General features: G+C 38.8%; 11 protein-coding genes and 1 rRNA gene (1 of these 12 only partly in view). 10 read left to right on the top strand and 2 right to left on the bottom strand.

Annotated features, from left to right (window positions below; all coding sequences use genetic code 11):
• Positions 1 to 1,378, bottom strand: a 16S ribosomal RNA gene (locus tag LV704_RS12135); it reaches 144 nt to the left of the window's first position.
• A 309-nt stretch (positions 1,379 to 1,687) separates the two neighbouring features.
• Positions 1,688 to 3,679, bottom strand: coding sequence for a putative porin (locus LV704_RS12130; protein WP_163419784.1), 1,992 nt, complete (start codon positions 3,677 to 3,679; stop codon positions 1,688 to 1,690).
• Positions 3,680 to 3,878: 199 nt separating this feature from the next.
• Here LV704_RS12130 and LV704_RS12125 point away from each other — a divergent pair, with 199 nt between their 5' ends.
• The 10 genes from LV704_RS12125 (at position 3,879) to LV704_RS12080 (ending at position 17,418) form a co-directional block, all read left to right on the top strand.
• Positions 3,879 to 4,475, top strand: a complete 597-nt coding sequence (locus LV704_RS12125; RefSeq protein ID WP_163419785.1) for a ribonuclease HII — start codon at positions 3,879 to 3,881, stop codon at positions 4,473 to 4,475.
• 29 nt (positions 4,476 to 4,504) lie between these two features.
• The gene (locus LV704_RS12120; protein ID WP_163419786.1) at positions 4,505 to 6,961 is read left to right on the top strand and encodes a ribonuclease HII; all 2,457 of its coding nucleotides are present in this window, start codon (positions 4,505 to 4,507) and stop codon (positions 6,959 to 6,961) included.
• A gap of 131 nt (positions 6,962 to 7,092) precedes the next feature.
• The gene (locus LV704_RS12115) at positions 7,093 to 8,403 is read left to right on the top strand and encodes an OmpA family protein (RefSeq protein ID WP_163419787.1); all 1,311 of its coding nucleotides are present in this window, start codon (positions 7,093 to 7,095) and stop codon (positions 8,401 to 8,403) included.
• 8 nt (positions 8,404 to 8,411) lie between these two features.
• Positions 8,412 to 9,110: a DUF3108 domain-containing protein gene (locus LV704_RS12110; RefSeq protein ID WP_163419788.1), complete on the top strand. Its 699-nt coding sequence runs from the start codon at positions 8,412 to 8,414 to the stop codon at positions 9,108 to 9,110.
• Positions 9,111 to 9,129: 19 nt separating this feature from the next.
• On the top strand, positions 9,130 to 12,111 hold the full coding sequence (locus tag LV704_RS12105; RefSeq protein WP_163419789.1) for a helix-turn-helix domain-containing protein: 2,982 nt from the start codon (positions 9,130 to 9,132) through the stop codon (positions 12,109 to 12,111).
• Between the two features lie 174 nt (positions 12,112 to 12,285).
• The gene (locus LV704_RS12100) at positions 12,286 to 12,432 is read left to right on the top strand and encodes a hypothetical protein (RefSeq protein ID WP_163419790.1); all 147 of its coding nucleotides are present in this window, start codon (positions 12,286 to 12,288) and stop codon (positions 12,430 to 12,432) included.
• The gene (locus LV704_RS12095) at positions 12,429 to 12,800 is read left to right on the top strand and encodes a hypothetical protein (protein WP_163419791.1); all 372 of its coding nucleotides are present in this window, start codon (positions 12,429 to 12,431) and stop codon (positions 12,798 to 12,800) included. Before LV704_RS12100 ends, LV704_RS12095 begins: the two co-directional genes overlap by 4 nt.
• 46 nt (positions 12,801 to 12,846) lie before the next feature.
• The gene (locus tag LV704_RS12090; RefSeq protein WP_163419792.1) at positions 12,847 to 13,485 is read left to right on the top strand and encodes a hypothetical protein; all 639 of its coding nucleotides are present in this window, start codon (positions 12,847 to 12,849) and stop codon (positions 13,483 to 13,485) included.
• A 5-nt stretch (positions 13,486 to 13,490) separates the two neighbouring features.
• On the top strand, positions 13,491 to 15,578 hold the full coding sequence (locus LV704_RS12085; RefSeq protein WP_163419793.1) for a hypothetical protein: 2,088 nt from the start codon (positions 13,491 to 13,493) through the stop codon (positions 15,576 to 15,578).
• 7 nt (positions 15,579 to 15,585) lie between these two features.
• Positions 15,586 to 17,418: an OmpA family protein gene (locus tag LV704_RS12080; RefSeq protein ID WP_163419794.1), complete on the top strand. Its 1,833-nt coding sequence runs from the start codon at positions 15,586 to 15,588 to the stop codon at positions 17,416 to 17,418.
• Positions 17,419 to 17,449 lie beyond the last annotated feature (31 nt).

Genomic DNA, 17,449 nt, shown 5'->3' with positions numbered 1-17,449 from the left:
GGCCCGGGAACGTATTCACCGGATCATGGCTGATATCCGATTACTAGCGATTCCAGCTTCACGGGGTCGAGTTGCAGACCCCGATCCGAACTGTGACCGGTTTTATAGATCCGCGCCCCCTTACGGGGTGGCTTCCCTCTGTACCGGCCATTGTAGCACGTGTGTGGCCCAGGACGTAAGGGCCGTGATGATTTGACGTCGTCCCCACCTTCCTCACGGTTTGCACCGGCAGTCCCGTTAGAGTCCCCATCTTTACATGCTGGCAACTAACGGTAGGGGTTGCGCTCGTTATAGGACTTAACCTGACACCTCACGGCACGAGCTGACGACAACCATGCAGCACCTTGTAATATGTCCGAAGAAAAAACTATCTCTAGTCCTGTCATACTACATTTAAGCCCTGGTAAGGTTCCTCGCGTATCATCGAATTAAACCACATGCTCCACCGCTTGTGCGGGCCCCCGTCAATTCCTTTGAGTTTCATTCTTGCGAACGTACTCCCCAGGTGGGATACTTATCACTTTCGCTTGGCCGCCGAGACCGAGGTCCCGACAGCTAGTATCCATCGTTTACGGCGTGGACTACCGGGGTATCTAATCCCGTTCGCTACCCACGCTTTCGTCCATCAGCGTCAGTACGTTGTTAGTGACCTGCCTTCGCAATCGGTGTTCTATGTGATATCTATGCATTTCACCGCTACACCACATGTTCCGGCCACTTCACAACGACTCAAGACCACCAGTATCAAAGGCAATTCTACAGTTGAGCTGCAGACTTTCACCCCTGACTTAATGGCCCGCCTACGGACCCTTTAAACCCAATGATTCCGGATAACGCTCGGACCCTCCGTATTACCGCGGCTGCTGGCACGGAGTTAGCCGGTCCTTATTCTTACGGTACCGTCAGACACCTACACGTAGGTGCGTTTCTTCCCGTATAAAAGCAGTTTACAACCCATAGGGCAGTCATCCTGCACGCGGCATGGCTGGATCAGAGTCTCCTCCATTGTCCAATATTCCTCACTGCTGCCTCCCGTAGGAGTCTGGTCCGTGTCTCAGTACCAGTGTGGGGGATCCCCCTCTCAGGGCCCCTAACCATCGCTGCCTTGGTAAGCCGTTACCTTACCAACTAACTAATGGTACGCATGGCCATCCTTGTCCGATAAATCTTTAACCATAAGAACATGTGTCCCTATGGTGCCATGGGGCATTAATCCAAATTTCTCTGGGCTATTCCCCTGACAAGGGCAGGTTCCATACGCGTTCCGCACCCGTGCGCCGGTCGTCATCTTGTGCAAGCACAAATGTTACCCCTCGACTTGCATGTGTTAGGCCTGCCGCTAGCGTTCATCCTGAGCCAGGATCAAACTCTTCATTGTCTATCGTTAAATATCTATTCAACTCCCAAACAACTACCAAGTCCTTGACATCAAAATGGTTCTTTGTTATTCTCTTTTACGCTGTCTATACAATATGTAAATGAACTTCTTCAATCCAAAAGAAAAAAAACGACCCTACCAGGCCTATTTTCCCTCTTTTCAAACCCAGCCTTATCAGCTAAGCGGGTGCAAATATAAACACCTTATTTTTCCTCCGCAAGTAGTTTCCATCTATTTTTCTCTAAAAAAATAAATAAAATTGTAATCCACTGTTTTTCAGCTTCAAATTATTTCAATGTTATGATAATTTTAAGAAAAGAAATTCCATACCAATCCAAAACGAATAACAAAGTCTCGAAAGGGGTAGTTTGGCGCCGAATAAAAGTTAGGCTCGGAGAAGGATGAATTAAAATGCTCAGCCTTTAAATATATTCTAGTTTGCCTCACTTTGGCATTGATAAAAAAGTCCAACATTGGAAAGCCTCCAAGTTCTTCTCTGTTCTGAATGTAAAACTCTCCCAACAATGGATTGTAGGCATTCATATTGTAGGAGGTAAAATATTTAAAGGTTATCCCAGTCTGCAAGAACATTGCCTTTTTGAATGCATCTGTTGAGAAGTAAAGTGTGTTTCTTGTCACCAACTGTGGTACATTAAGCACTTGTTTATCTTGGGTAACATCTTGATAGAGCACAGTATTGTTGAGAGCCCAATTTCTCCACTTGAATTCCTTGGTGTACTTCACCCGTAAATGATTTATCGTTGTGGCTTCCTGAAACGGTTTTACAAAGGCGGTCTCTTGAGCATTATCTATCTGTTCTTGTGTTGCAATGGACTCAAAGTATGTATAATTATCAATGGCACTATATTCAGCCTCAATTGAGCCTAACCACTTTGAATCAAAACCAAATCCGATGCTCTGTGTCTGGATGTTTTCAAAAACAGCCGTGTTCTGCCAATTAAAATTTTGATAATCGCTCTGATACAACAAAAAATTAAAGTTGGGCATTCGGGAGGAGGCACTAATAAAACCAGATATTTGATTATTATCATTTATTTGATATTCCACCGCTGCATTGAATGCATTCCCTGTAAGCTCTCCAGAGACACTGTAATTAATATTTCCTTCTAGAAACAGGCGACCGAATTTTTTAGAATAGCCGCCCCCTACAGCAATTTCTTCTCCTTTTAATTGATTTTGAATTGTACCTGCTTCGGTCACCAAAATGCTATTAAAAAAATAGTTGTAATTGTAAAGGCTAATGCTACCTGTTGCATTGCCCAAAGTTTTATTTGAAAATTTTGTGGACACTTTATTGAACATTGTTTTTAACCGAGCCTTATCTTCTATAGGAGTTACAAACGGGTCTAGGCCAAAAGCATCTGTTTGGGATGACTGAATAAACTCATATAGTTTAGTTTCATAATTAAATTCATGACCAATGGTAAGTGTTGTGGGTTCATTATCCGTAGAATCTCTTTTTATATTCAACAGTTTTAATTGATGATCTAAAAAGTAGCGCTTACCCAACACCCGATTGTTTGCATCTTGATACTGAACATCAATCCGTGACCTATCTGTAAAATCACCTTCTGGATCATTCTCAAATTGTTCTCTATTAAGCAATCCTCCATTTTCTTCAGTTTCAATTGCTTGAGCTGCTATATGTCCTCTTACATTATAGTTATCCCTTTTGTTGCGATAATTGAACGTTGTTCTGAAATTTCCCGACTGAGCTTGGTCAAAACGATATTTTCCCAAAGACCTAAATCCTTTGTAGGCCAATGAAAAATTAAATCTTTCGGACAGATTGAAGGTTAGCAAAGCGTCTAATAATTGTCCCTGCTCCAATGTAGTTTTAAACATAAGCTCTGTCATTGGAGTTGCAACGCTATAGTAATCTATATCTTCTTTTTCAAAATAATTAAAGTGTTTTGCCATCGCGCCCAAATGCGGATAGAAAGAAGTATTGGAAAAGGTTCTTCCAAGGGCATTATAGGGTTGACCAATATTGGAAAAAGGCATCAACTCAAAATCATCCTTTCTTAAAAAATTGTATTTGTATTCTTTTAAAATAGTAAGGGTAGTATCTAACGAAGTGGTATCCCTTGCGTAAGAAATAATCTTATAATCAACAATAGAAACCGTTCGCTCTTCTTCCTCTTCTTCTTCTTTTTGTTTTATGAATTTGGGCTTTCCTTTAGCTATAGAGTCTGTTTTCTCTAATGGGGGTAAAGAATCTTGTTGTGCAAACAGTAATTGACCCAGAAAAAAGAGTAGGGCAAAAAATAAAAATCTCATTCCATGTTATTCGTCGAACAAAGGTATATGTTTTGTTTCTAAAGAAATGTGAAAGTTTGCAGCTTAAAAGTTCTTGTTAAAACACTTTAATGACAAAAAAGAGAATTCATTGGCAAAAAACTTCAAGGTTTAAATTTGATTTTTCTGCTTTAGATTTCATTCTTTATTTTAGATTGCCAAATATTTGCTCCTATAGAAAATGCTCAAAGACATTTACAAATACCCAGATGAAGCGGGGACAGATGAAGCTGGAAGAGGCTGTTTGGCCGGACCGGTCACTGCAGGGGCAATAATTCTTCCCAAAGGTTTCTCAAACGAAATATTAAACGACTCCAAACAACTATCAAAATCAAAAAGAGAACTCTTAAGGCCTATTCTTGAAAAAGAAGCAGTCTCTTTTTCTGTATGTCATGTCTTTGAAAATGAAATAGATAGCATCAATATTTTAAACGCATCCATATTGGCAATGCACAGGGCTTTGGACACATTATCACAGATTCCAAGTTTTATTATTGTTGATGGCAACCGATTTAAACCCTACCCTTCTGTTCAACATGAGTGTATTATCAAGGGAGACGGCAAATTTATGAGTATTGCCGCAGCATCCATACTGGCCAAGACTTATAGAGATGATTACATGGCTGGGATACATGAAGAATTTCCTATGTACAATTGGAAAAAAAACAAAGGATACCCTACAAAAGAACACCGCGAAGCCATTAGAGAACATGGACTTACCAAATATCACAGAAAAAGCTTTAGACAACTTCCGGAACAGCTAACACTGGATATTTAAAAATCATAAATTTGTTGGAAACTTTGAAAATGAAATCCAAAGTACTGCTACCCATACTCATCCTTTTCTTCATTTCTTGCCAGACCGAGGTGATAATTACAGATTCATTATTAGGATACTTGCCACCAAATTCTTCACTTATTGTAAAAATCAATAATTTATCCAATTTCAAGAGCGAGCTTAAAAACAACACGTTTCTTGAAAAAACGAACAATTTTCCAATTCATGAGCAAATTCTTAAAAAGACAAAGGGGTTAGAGCATGTTAGTACGGAAGCTACTTGTGTTTTGGCTTTTTATGAAATTGGCAAAGAGAATTATGAATTTGTTCTTGTTTCCGATAAAAGTGCCGATTTCATCAATCTGGAAGACATCACTGATAAAACGGTTGAGACACTTGCTTACCAAAACAAAAGCATAACCAAGTATACCATAGAGGGCAATGAAGTCTATAGCATGTTCGAGGATGATACCATTATTATGAGCTCTTCACTAATGCTTATAGAAAATATGGCTCGCGCCAACAGTACAAAGGTCAATCCCTCATTAAAAAGATTGTACGATACTGCTGGACCTAGTAAATCAGCAACTCTATTCTTTAACTTGAATGAGCCATCCTCCATACTCTCTTCTCTACTAAAGGAAAACCATGATGGTGTAAAATCTTTTTCTGACTGGGTTTCCGTAGATTTTTCGGCCAATTCTGATAACATCAATTTTAACGGAGTAGCTATTGCCACGGATTCTACAAAAAACTTCATCAATTTATTTAAGGGGACAACTCCTTTAACCAACAAAACACCGCTCTTTGCTCCATTAAATGCACAGGCTGTACTTTCTTATACTTTTGATGACTATCAGATTTTTGCTAAAAACCAAAATGTCTATTTGGATAGAGTAAAACCAATTGACACGCTTTTCAACACTGTTGAAGAAGTTGGCATCATCTATTTAAACAATAACAAAGTAGCCCTACTGAATTCCTTTGGAACCGAAAGTTTATCAGAATTCTTGAATGCCGATAAAACTTCATCTTCTACCTATCAGGGAAGTGAAATTTTGGTTTTGAATCACAAGAATCTGTTATCCGAAGGGTTTGCCCCTTTATTAAAAGATTTTGCATCCAACTTTTGTACTATTCTGGAAAATACTTTTGTTTTTTCAGAAAATAAAGAATCCTTACAAACTATAATAAGCAATTACAGGAATGCAACATCGTTTAGTAATGCTCCTATTTATACAACCGCAAAAGCTCCACTGGCCAATGAGTCCAGTATTTTATTTGTTTCCAATTCTTCAGGAATAGATTTCTTTGCTGAGCAAGAGTTTGCTGCTGAACTTTTTAATCCTATTAAGAAAGGAGATTTTTCGGACCATACTTTTGCAGCCCAAGTGGTAGCCGATACTGATTTTGCACATGTCAACTTTCTGGTCTCCAAAATTGAAAAAACAGTAAAAAGCAATACCGTAACGCCTTTGTTTACTTTGGAATTGGATACTGACTTGGCAATTGATCCCCAGTTCGTAAAAAATCACAGAACCAATAAAAAAGAAATTGTTGTTCAAGACCAAAACAACTTTTTATATCTGATTTCAACTGATGGGAAAGTGCTTTGGAAAAAACAATTGGAAGGAAGAATACAAGGTCGCATACAACAGGTTGACATCTACAAAAATGGACGTTTACAACTCGCTTTTTGCACTAATAACCAGTTCTTGATTATTGATAGAAACGGAGACGAAGTACCTCCCTTTAATAAAACATTTGAAGGCGGAAATTTGAATCCTTTAGCCGTATTCGATTATGAAGGAAAAAAAGATTATCGCTTTATAATTACCCAGGGTGAAAAAGTTTTTATGTACAACAACAAAGCCCAGGTAGTTGACGGATTCACCTATACCAAAGCACAGAGCGCCATTTTAAAAGCTCCAAAACACTTCAGGGTTTCCAACAAAGATTATTTGATATTTCAATTAGAAGATAAAACCCTTAAAATCCTTCATAGATCAGGCGGTGATCGCATTAAGGTATCTCAAAAAATTGATTTTTCCGACAATGAGGTCTTTTTATACAAGGACAAGTTTTCCACTACAAACAAAAAAGGAGTGCTGCATCAAATTGACACAAAGGGAAAACTTACCAGTACTAATTTCAATCTTAGTAAAGATCATGGAATGTATACTACCAGCAAGACCTTAACCTTTATGGATGACAATGTCTTAAGTATAAGAGGAAAAAAAGTGGAATTGGATTTAGGGGTTTATTCTAAACCCAAAATCTTTTATATCTATGACAAAATCTACGTTAGCGTAACGGACATTCAAAATCAAAAGATATATTTATTTGACAGCCAAGCGAAAGCCATTCCCAATTTCCCTGTTTTTGGAAACTCTTTGATAGACTTAGTGGATATGGACAATGACAAAAAGTTGGAATTAGTGGCCAAGGATCAAGAGAATTCTTTAATTCTGTACAAGATGAATTAACAGCTTCTTTACTACAATTTATACATTAGTTGATGCAGAATATACATCTTGCACTTTTCCATAAAGTCCTTTTTGTAGATTCAAAGACATTATTTTACCTTAACGAACACATAATCAAAACACTATATTAAATGAAAACCTCTTTAGTAAGCAAAATCATATTGATTTTCGCTATAGCTTTTAGCACAAACACCAACGCCCAATTTTTCAAAAAGTTGGCAAAAAAAGCTGAAAGGGCCGCAGAACGGACGGTGGAACGCCGCGTGGAAAACGAAACCTCAAAAAAAACAGATCAGGCATTGGACAGTATTTTAGAACCAGGTTCTGGCGGAAAACAAGCTCCAAAAGCTCCTGAAACCCCTAGCGGTCAAAATAAGTCAGGAAATACCAATGAAAGTAACTCTGGTACTGAAAATGTTGGTAACACTGGACCGAAAACCATACAGGTATATAGTAAATTTGATTACGTCCCTGGAGACAAACAGCTTTTCTTCGATGATTTCAGCAATGATTTTATTGGTGACTTCCCCGCAAAATGGAACACCAATGGTAGTGGTGAGGTTGTAAAAATAAGCACTGAAGATGGAAAATGGTTCGAAATGAAACCCAGTTCATATTATATCCCCGATGTTCCCACATTACCGCAAGATTATACCATAGAATTTGACCTTTTGGCCAATGGTCTCGACAAACAAACTTCGTCCCAGGCCATATTACACTTCATTTTGGATGAGAGCGACAAATTTGGTTACGGCAGGAACGCTATTTATGCCTACCTCCCATTTTGTCAGTACGTTCCCATAGGTATTCGAATTTGGAACAATATTGAGGGCAAGAACACGGTGAACAATACAGTTACTGCCGACATCAGAAAAGATGTTTTACAGAAAGTCCATATTTCCGTAGCGGTAAATGGAAAACGTTTCAGGCTTTGGGTGAATGAAAATAAATATATCGATGTTCCGAGATTGGTATCCGAAGGAAAGATTACAACGCTAAAATTTGAGCCTAGAGGATTCAAAGATAGTAAAGAACGCTTATTCATTTCAAATTTAAAGGTTGCCGAAGGTGGAGTGGACCTAAGAAGAAAATTGATATCCGAAGGGAAAATCTCTACAAACGGAATCTTGTTCGAATCAGGTTTGGCAAATATACAACCACAGTCTATGGGCATTATCCGACAAGTATCCCAAGTACTGCAACAAGAGGAAAGTATGGCCTTAAAAATAGTTGGTCATACCGATTCGGATGGTTCGGATGAAAACAATCTTACCCTATCAAAGAAAAGGGCAGAAGCTGTTAAAAATGCACTCGTATCGGTTTATGGGATTTCTTCGGACAGACTGCTTTTTGAAGGCAAGGGAGAATCTGAACCTGTTGGTGACAACAATACCGCTGATGGGAAAGCCCAGAACAGAAGAGTTGAATTTATAAAACAATAAGCACTATTATGAAAAAGCAATTTCTTTTTGGTCTGTTATGTGTAATTGGCCTAAACTTTACCAATGCCCAAGACAATTGTAGCACGTTCTACCCAATGACAGCGGGGGCCAAATTCAGCTATAACCTCTACGATAAAAAGGATAAACCCAGCGGCACTACGGAGTACAAGGTAATTAAAGTGGAAAATAGTGGCGGCAATACCGTTGCAACCATGAACGTAAAAGCCGGTGGCACCAAACCAAAAGACCAGATGGAACTGGAATATGAAGTCACCTGCACTGGTGATGGCATCTCTATAGATTTCAACAGCTTATTGTCCCCTCAACTTAAGGGGCAACTGGAACAAATGAATGCCGAAATGGACATCTCCGGAACCAATGTTGAAATACCCAACAACCTATCCGTCGATCAAGAGCTTGCCGATGGCGAGTTAATAGTTGCGATGAGCATGAGTGGTATAAAAATGAATACGGAAGTTAAAACTACTGACAGAAAAGTAATTGGTAAAGAATCGGTAACCACTCCAGCAGGCACCTTTGATTGTTATGTACTAGCCTCAACCATAAGTTCAAAAGCTATGATGGCCAAAATGACATTTACCGATAAGGTTTGGTTGGCAAAAGACATAGGCATTGTAAAGCAAGAAACTTTCAATAAAAAAGGGAAGTTGAGCAGCCGAATGGAACTGGCTTCTTTTTCCAAGTAGTAACAACTTTTAAAAATCGGTGCAAATATCGAGACAAAACATCCTATATCAAGAGTTCTTCCCTCCCACTAAAATGATAAGGGCTTGCCTTTTAGTATTGTTTTTAGTGTTCAACACTTTGCTCGAAGCACAGAGCAAAACGAATCTCGATTCGCTAGTCACTCAGCAAGGTTCAAATAATCAAGCCCAACTTAAGGAAGTTAGAATATACAACTATTTGGACACCTTATTGGATTTTGAGGAAAAGCTAAATTTTGTTCTTGAGTACCAAGAATATGCAACGGACAAAGAGTTAAATTCCGATATTCTCTTTTCATTATTTCTACGAGGTGAAATTGAGTATGGAAACGGCAATATAGAAGAGGCCATTTTAGCTTATCAAAATCTTGTAACAACTTCGGAGAAACTCGACAACGCCAAAGGGCTATTTTTAGGTAATGTCGGACTCTTCTATGCATTTCAAAAAAAGGAAACTGACATTACAATACAGGCAAAACAAAAGGAAATTGACAATATTCTCTTTAATGTTGACAACGTCTACTTTAAAGCACTTTTCCATAGAAGGGTAGCATCTTATTACATCAAAAAGGAAAAGTATTCCGAAGCTTTAAATCTTTTGCTAGAAATAGATGTATTACCGGAGCTCAAAGAATCAAACACAAGGGGTTTGGCTCTATCAAATATTGGATGGATTTACGAGCATTTGAACTATCCTGAAAAAGCAAAAATCTATTATCAGAGAGCCTTAAAGGTTGTCGAAAAAACAAAATCAATCCGACAACTAAAATTCTACGCCCTTAAACTTTCACACATTGAATTGTTCAATATGAACAATCCAGCGTTAGCCCTTGAGGGTTATTTGAAACTACTGCCATATTATTCAGAATCAGGTTCTTATCAAGAAGGTGTGTTATATGGTACTATGGGTTTTGCATATCTAAAGACAGAAAAAATAGATTTGTCTCGGAAGTATTTAGAAAAATCAAAAAACATATTTGAAACGCGAAAAGATAGTGCTTTCCTTTGCTTGCCTTATACTTATCTCACTCATTTTTACTATGAAAACGGTGAATTTAATAATGCCATTAAGAGCGGAGAAAAAGCTTTAAAGATAATCGATAACAAAAATCTATTTAAAGCAAGAAAACTTCTATTGTTAGACAAACTGGCAGCATCCCATTCAAAAGATGGTGATTTTCATAGAGCCTATGCCTTAATGGAAGAGCTAAATGAAATTAAAGCTGATTTGGAATTAAAAAAAAACAATATCGCTTTTTTAGAAAATCAATATGAACTTGTAAAGAGTAACGAACAATTAGAAATAGAACAACTTAACAATGAAATTCTTAGCAAGAACAACATCATTTATTTGGCGCTGATAACCATAATTAGTGCTTTTTTAGTCTCTATATCATATAGGTATAGTAACCGTCAAAAGACCAACAAAAAACTTAGGGAGTTGGCTTCTGCAAAGTCTAATTTCTTTGCCAACATTTCCCATGAATTGCGAACCCCTTTGACTTTAATAAAAGGGCCATTAGAAGCACAACTTGAAAATTCCGTACTAACAGCAACCCAACAACAAAACCTATTACTTGCTAAAAAGAATACTGATCGTTTAGAGACTTTGGTCGGCCAAATTCTTGATTTATCCAAATTGGAATCTGGCCATTATGCACTGAAGGTTTCAAAGGGAGATTTACCAACCTTCCTGAAAACAATATCGGAGTCGTTTTTATTTAGGGCGCATCAAAAAGAACAACAACTCGATGCTGTTATTATAGGAAACGACGGGGTATATTGGTACGACCAAGAGGTTTTACAAAAAGTAGTAGTCAATCTTTTGGGCAATGCACTAAAGTACAGTCCTGAAAAAGCTCGCATTTCATTTCGTGCCAAATTGGATAGTCATCATTTGAGCTTAACCATAAGAAATACAGACACAAACATATCGACTGAAGAACTGAAACAAATCTTCAACCGCTTTCATAGAACACATAGTAAAGAAACGGGTACGGGTATAGGCCTGGCACTGACCAAAGAATTGGTAGAATTGCACCGGGGCACCATCCGAGCTGAAAGCGAATTAGATTCCGTTACTTTTTTTGTAGAACTTCCCATTGATGAAGCTACCTTTCAAGCATCTGAAATACGAGTTCATGTTCAAAATCAAGAAATTGTCAATACTACTGAATCATTTACTGGTATATCCAATGAAATTGAACCGAAAAAAAATATTTTGAATGGAGAACAACCTATGTTATTGATGGTTGACGACAATGCTGATATACGCACCTATATTTCTTCACTTTTTGATACCTCTTTTCGGGTAATTACAGCAAAGAACGGTAAGACTGGGTTTAAGAGAGCCCTGGAGAATGTGCCCGACCTTATCATTACCGATTTGATGATGCCCGAAGATAATGGCCTTAAACTGACCCAAAATTGCAAGACACATCATGCGACTTCACATATTCCGATTATCATGCTGACTGCAAAGACGGGAGACGAAAACCGTTTAACAGGACTCGAGACTGGAGCTGATGTGTACTTGACCAAACCATTCAATAACAAAATTCTTAAGCAATCGATAAATAATCTTTTGGAAAGCAGAGAAATGCTTCAAAAGCGTTTTAGTAAAGAGGTTATTCTGACCCCAAAGGAAATTTCAATCAGTTCATACGATGAACGTTTTTTAAATTCCCTCCAAGAAGTACTGGACAAGCAACTACCTTCATCTGATTTCAGTACTGAAGCCTTTGCAAAAGCGCTTGGTATGAGCCGCATGCAACTGCACCGAAAACTGAAAGCGCTTACAGGCCAGACAACTACTGAATTCATTAGAGACCAACGTTTGAAACTAGCTGCTGACCTTCTCAAAAAATCAGATGTCAATGTCTCAGAAATTGGTTACCGGGTAGGTTTCAATAATCACTCCCATTTCACCAAATGTTTTAAAAAACAATTTGGGGTTTCTCCTTCGGATTACAAGGCTTCTTAACACAACTATTTTCAAAATATTTGAATTATCCTACCACAATAATCTGATATTTAGATTATTAAGTCCATGTTACATATAACAAAGCACTTGTTACATCCGTGCTAACCATCATAAAACTATCCTTTTACTTTTGATTTGACCGGCTAGGCATACCATATACCGATTGACTCAAACATGAAGAAAAAATTGATAGGCAATCTACCTAAAATGCCCAAGGGTGAAATATCCCTTAACGTAACCCGCCTAGATGATGGGGATTACGAATTGAAAATTGTGGACAACAACAGATTGATTACAAAAACAAAGTTCAAGAAACAATGACAGTCAAAACTATAATTTTTACCGCGACCCTATTACTTATAACACAAGCAGGCTTCGCCCAACAAAAAAACAATGGACAGCAAAAAGATACTGTCAAGCAAATGAATCTTTTGGACAAACAGGTCGAGGTTCTAGCTCCAATATTTGGGATGATGGAACTGGATGGAGCTGAACAATTCAATGATATCAGCAAATTCATGGAACTAGTTGAACTTTCCAATTTAGCCCCCGAGATGAAACAACATTTACGAGAACAGTACAAATTGTACGATTTGACATTGGATCCCGTAAAAAAGGATTCTGCCAAACTTGTTTTCAACAAAATGCTGAAGGAAGCCATGGTAAAATCTGCTAAAAAGGACAAGTAAAATTCTTAACCATTTCCCAATATAAATCGCATTCAAAAGAAATCATATGAAAACGTATACACTATTGCTTGGCCTTACCCTCTTATTCATTTCATGTGGTGAGGCACCAAAGAAAGATACCGCCCAGCAAGGCGAAAAAAGCACTGAAAAAAAGGATGATGTTACCGAATCTTTGCCCAGTGCGGATTACAGCTCCTTACTAATCGATTATACCTGTGGAATGGATGCTGCGGAGTTGGCAAAAGCCATGAAAGTGCCAGAGTCGAATCTCAGTATACCAGACTACGCCAAAAAACCAAGTTTTGCCGAAACAGGAAATTGCTATTTCAGCTTAAAAGGATTTGGTACAGGAGCCGGTGGTGATACAGGCATCTCTATGGGAACCACCAAAATGACCAAAGTTGATATCAAAAATGAAATTAATGGTTATTTAAAACGCAAAAAAGATGGACTTGAAAAGATCACCAAAATGTATATCGTAGAAGCCGACACCAAAGACAGTTACATTGCCACCCAACTGCGCCAAGGGCGTGTCATTATTTTAAACGAAAACTATGACAACGCTTTTTTAATTGCTTATGGCACTAGAAACGCGGCAACGGACCGTACCCAAGAACAGCACGAAGCGCTTACCCAAAAAATGGTCGGGCTGGCCAATTATTTATTGAAGAAGCATAGAAAGTAAAAGTTATGAAAAACATCTTCAACCTTATCGACAAACTGCTGCTGTTTACCTTTCTATTGGCTGTAGGTCTTGCCAGCGGGCAAAAGAAAGAAGGATTTATTCCTCCATCCATAGATGATGCGCATGACATACCGGTTGTAAAAGAAGAACTTCCCGTACCCGAAGAAGGAGAGAATTATGTGGTCAAGTATTTTAAAGGTATCACAGACGGCACAGAAAGTAGAATTGCCATCAAAAAACTTGGATATATTTTACGTCCGGCAATGGTTCAGGTACTGACTGAGGAAGGCAAAAGGCTAGATGTAAAGATTGTGAAAAAAAACTGGGAAGATATCCAAAGGGAAGGAACCACCCAAAATGGGGAGTTCAATAGCTCATTTAAAACTGCCATGGAATTCGGAATAATAGTTTCTGCTGCCCAAAAAGGTATTCCCTTTATTGTTTCTGTATCCGCAGGAAGAGAGCTTTTTCCCAGAAGCAACCTATTTGTGGATATTGGTTCCAAAGAAAATATCGAACAGCCGAAAAACACCGATAATGCCATCAGTGAAACAGACAAAAGTAAAAATGGGTCAAATCTTCTGGTGTACATCATCATAGGGCTAGCAATAATTATAATACTATTGGTATTGATCCTATTCAAAAAAAGGAATGGAAAGGCCTTGATTTTGATTCTTATGCTGGCAACGGTATCCCAAGTTTATGCGGGCAGGGTTTCCAGGGTTAGGAGCATTGGGGCCATTCTTCAAGACAAACAATTACATAACATTGCACGTGGTATAGCGGGCAAACTAACCCAAGCTCTGGGCAAACAATATGGGAATCAACAAAGTGGTAGGGGTCTAGACCTACTCGGTCCCGATGACATTGACCATGAACCAAATATGGACCCGGCAGGGCAGCCCTCATTACCCTCGAGTTGCACGGCTATTGCACAGAACAGCGAAAATACGGGCAATGGTGATGCCAAAGATCCTTCCATGAATTCTGACAAGAAAAATCCTGACAACCATCAAACAGGGGAATTCAATACGGAGTCTGAAGGCTTTAACGGACAGCGGAATAGTTCAACCAACAACTCCAGCGAAGGAGGAACAAAACTCGTATCATCCACCAACCACGAAATCAGTGATGACAAAATTGACAACCCCTTTACCGGTGAATCAAGTCAAAGTTCCCAACCAAGATTGCCCAAATATGATGAAAACGGACAACTCAAAAATCCAGGGGACTACCCTGATGCTCCCCAGCAATACGATCCAAACTGGCAGCCAGAGCCCGAGAATCCATTTACTGGGGAATCAAGTCAGAGTTCCCAACCAAGATTGCCCAAATATGATGAAAATGGACAACTCAAAAATCCAGGGGACTACCCTGATGCTCCTCAGCAATACGATCCAAACTGGCAGCCAGAACCTGAAAACCCATTTACTGGGGAATCAAGTCAAAGTTCCCAACCAAGGTTGCCTAAATACGATGAAAACGGACAACTCAAAAACCCAGGGGATTATCCGCAGGCACCAAAGCAGATTGACCCCGAACGGGTTGATGACACCGACTATATCATGGAGCAAATACGATTGAACATCGATGATAAAGGTCAACCCAAAGAATCTCAGGGTGCAGATTCCCCACCTGATGAAAACAAACCTCCCCGTAGGAACAATAATGGAGGGCCTCAAACTAGTCCAGGTACTTCCCCCGGCAGTAAAGACAATAGTCCTGGCTGCCAATGTTTGGCCAAGGCCTATGCAGATCTACATAACGATAGGTATACGATTGAAAAGCTTTTAAAAATAGGGCAACACACCAAAAAGGTCACCGATTTTGGCATTTCCTTTGGTGATAACTTTTCAGGGGTTCATGCCGTCTCTGGCCTGGCATGGCAAACCGAACGCGCCAAAGTGATAAAGTCCATTGAGAAATTTGACAGAACCTATGGCAATAAGTACAATGAACTTATTAAAAAGTCGTATGGGACCTTATTAAAAATAGATCATTGCGAAAAACTTTTAGGCGAAGAAGATTGGTACAGCAAGTATGGCTTTATCTATTATGAGTTCATGAAAGCACGCTATGCCTCTTATAAATAATCATATCATGAAAAAACTGACCCACTCATATTTATTTGCCCTTTTTGTTCTAGTTTTTTCCTGTAAAAACGAAACCAAGGATTTCAAAGATGGAACAATAGAAAAACCTAAAGCAGCATCAGACTCCCTTAAATACTTGGGTAAAACTGATGAAGAAATTACATCTTATGAAAATCTGAGTGAAGAAAATTTTAATAAGTCCCATAAAATCCCTTCCCAAGAGGAAAATAAAGAAGCTGGAAAGAAAGAAAAATCAGCCCTTGAGAAAATGGATATGAACTCACTAAAGTCAATGATTTTAATGGTCTTTGACCTTGATGAGAATGAGGCTGACCGTCTAATTGACCTAAGGACAAAAATGATAGCTCTTGAAAAAGAGAAAAATGCAAATGGTGAAGAGGCAGAATTACTAATTAAAAACGCCCATTCATTTCTTGACAAATTACAAGAAAAAGAACGGCGAGGTCACGATATATCAGACCTATATGATTTATTTCAAAAAACCGATAATGTGCAAAAAAGAAAAGATAGCCTTGATGCCAGGATTCGTTACGCCATTAATAAGATACCCAAAGAAGTTCTTAGAGCTGATGGTATGGCAGAACCAAGCTATGTAGAACACTTAATCCAACAGACCGAATTTGGAAAAATTGTAAACACCGCCGTTGAAAACAAAGAACTCTTTTTAGAATCCTTAAAAATGGATGAGAAGCAACTGGCCCAACTGTTGAATGTTACAGATGATGAAGTAAAGATGATGAAGGAAACCCCCAGATGGGCTAAACTTAAATCTACCACTGAAGCAAAAGAGCTGTTAGAAGGAAGTTCACTTAAAAAAGTTGAAAATCATTTGACCAGTGGCAATGCAACTGAAAGTTTTCAACATAGCATGGCACCCCTTGTTGAAAGTCGAAAAAAACAAGCCCAAAAGTTTATTAAAAGTGCTAAAAATGCCGAGAATGAATTTTACAAAAAAAATCCAGGTTGGTATGGCAGTAACACTGGTGTTGGCCAAACATACCTCTCTGAAAAAGGGGAATTTGTATTTCTTCCTTTGGGCGAGCTTTCCTTTGCTGATAATGATGTTTTATTTAAGCCGGGTAAAGGGGCCAAAAAGGCAGTGTCATCAAAGAAAAGTCTGGGGGAGCCAAACTATGGAACTTACAGTTCTAACTATACACAAACTGTATGTAGCTTAGGCGTAAATGGAGTATTGATTCTTGAATTCGTTGACAATGCTATCATTGACGTCAACGGACCCGATATCTATGTATTCGAAATAGGTATTATAGAACCTACCAACCTAGAAATCTCTTCTGACGGAAAAAACTGGATTACCGTAGGGCAAATAAAAGGAGGGACAGCATTTGTAGATATCAAAGATTTTGTAAATCCGGGTGAGGTTATCAAGTATGTTCGGTTCACAGATTTGGATACATGGAGCGATGTGCCAGGTGCAGATATTGATGCTGTCGCAGCCATTGGCGGCGCTCTTAGATTAAACTTGGATAGCGCGGTCTTGTTTGAAACCGGTTCCCATACGCTGAAGGAAGAAGGCAAAAAAGCCATACGGGAGCTTGCCTTACAAATGAAAAATTTAACGAAAGGCACCATAATCGTTGAAGGCCATACTGACGATGTTGGCAATGAGGCCAATAATAAAACCCTATCGAAGAACCGGGCAGCCAGTGTAATGGCGGAATTAAAAACTGTTTTGGATAGCCCGGAGTTCAAATGGAAAGAAAAAGGCTATGGGGAATCCAGACCTATTGTCGCTAATGATAGTGATGAAAACAGAGCAAAAAACAGAAGGGTAGAGATATTGGTAACACCATTTTAAGAATAAAATGTTGACCTTTTTCTATTGACCT

Origin of the sequence: Flagellimonas sp. CMM7 (genome assembly GCF_021390195.1) — a bacterium.
Lineage (GTDB): Bacteria > Bacteroidota > Bacteroidia > Flavobacteriales > Flavobacteriaceae > Flagellimonas.
The sequence above is the reverse complement of the archived record's forward strand: the minus strand, read 5'-3'. Positions and strand labels throughout refer to the sequence as shown.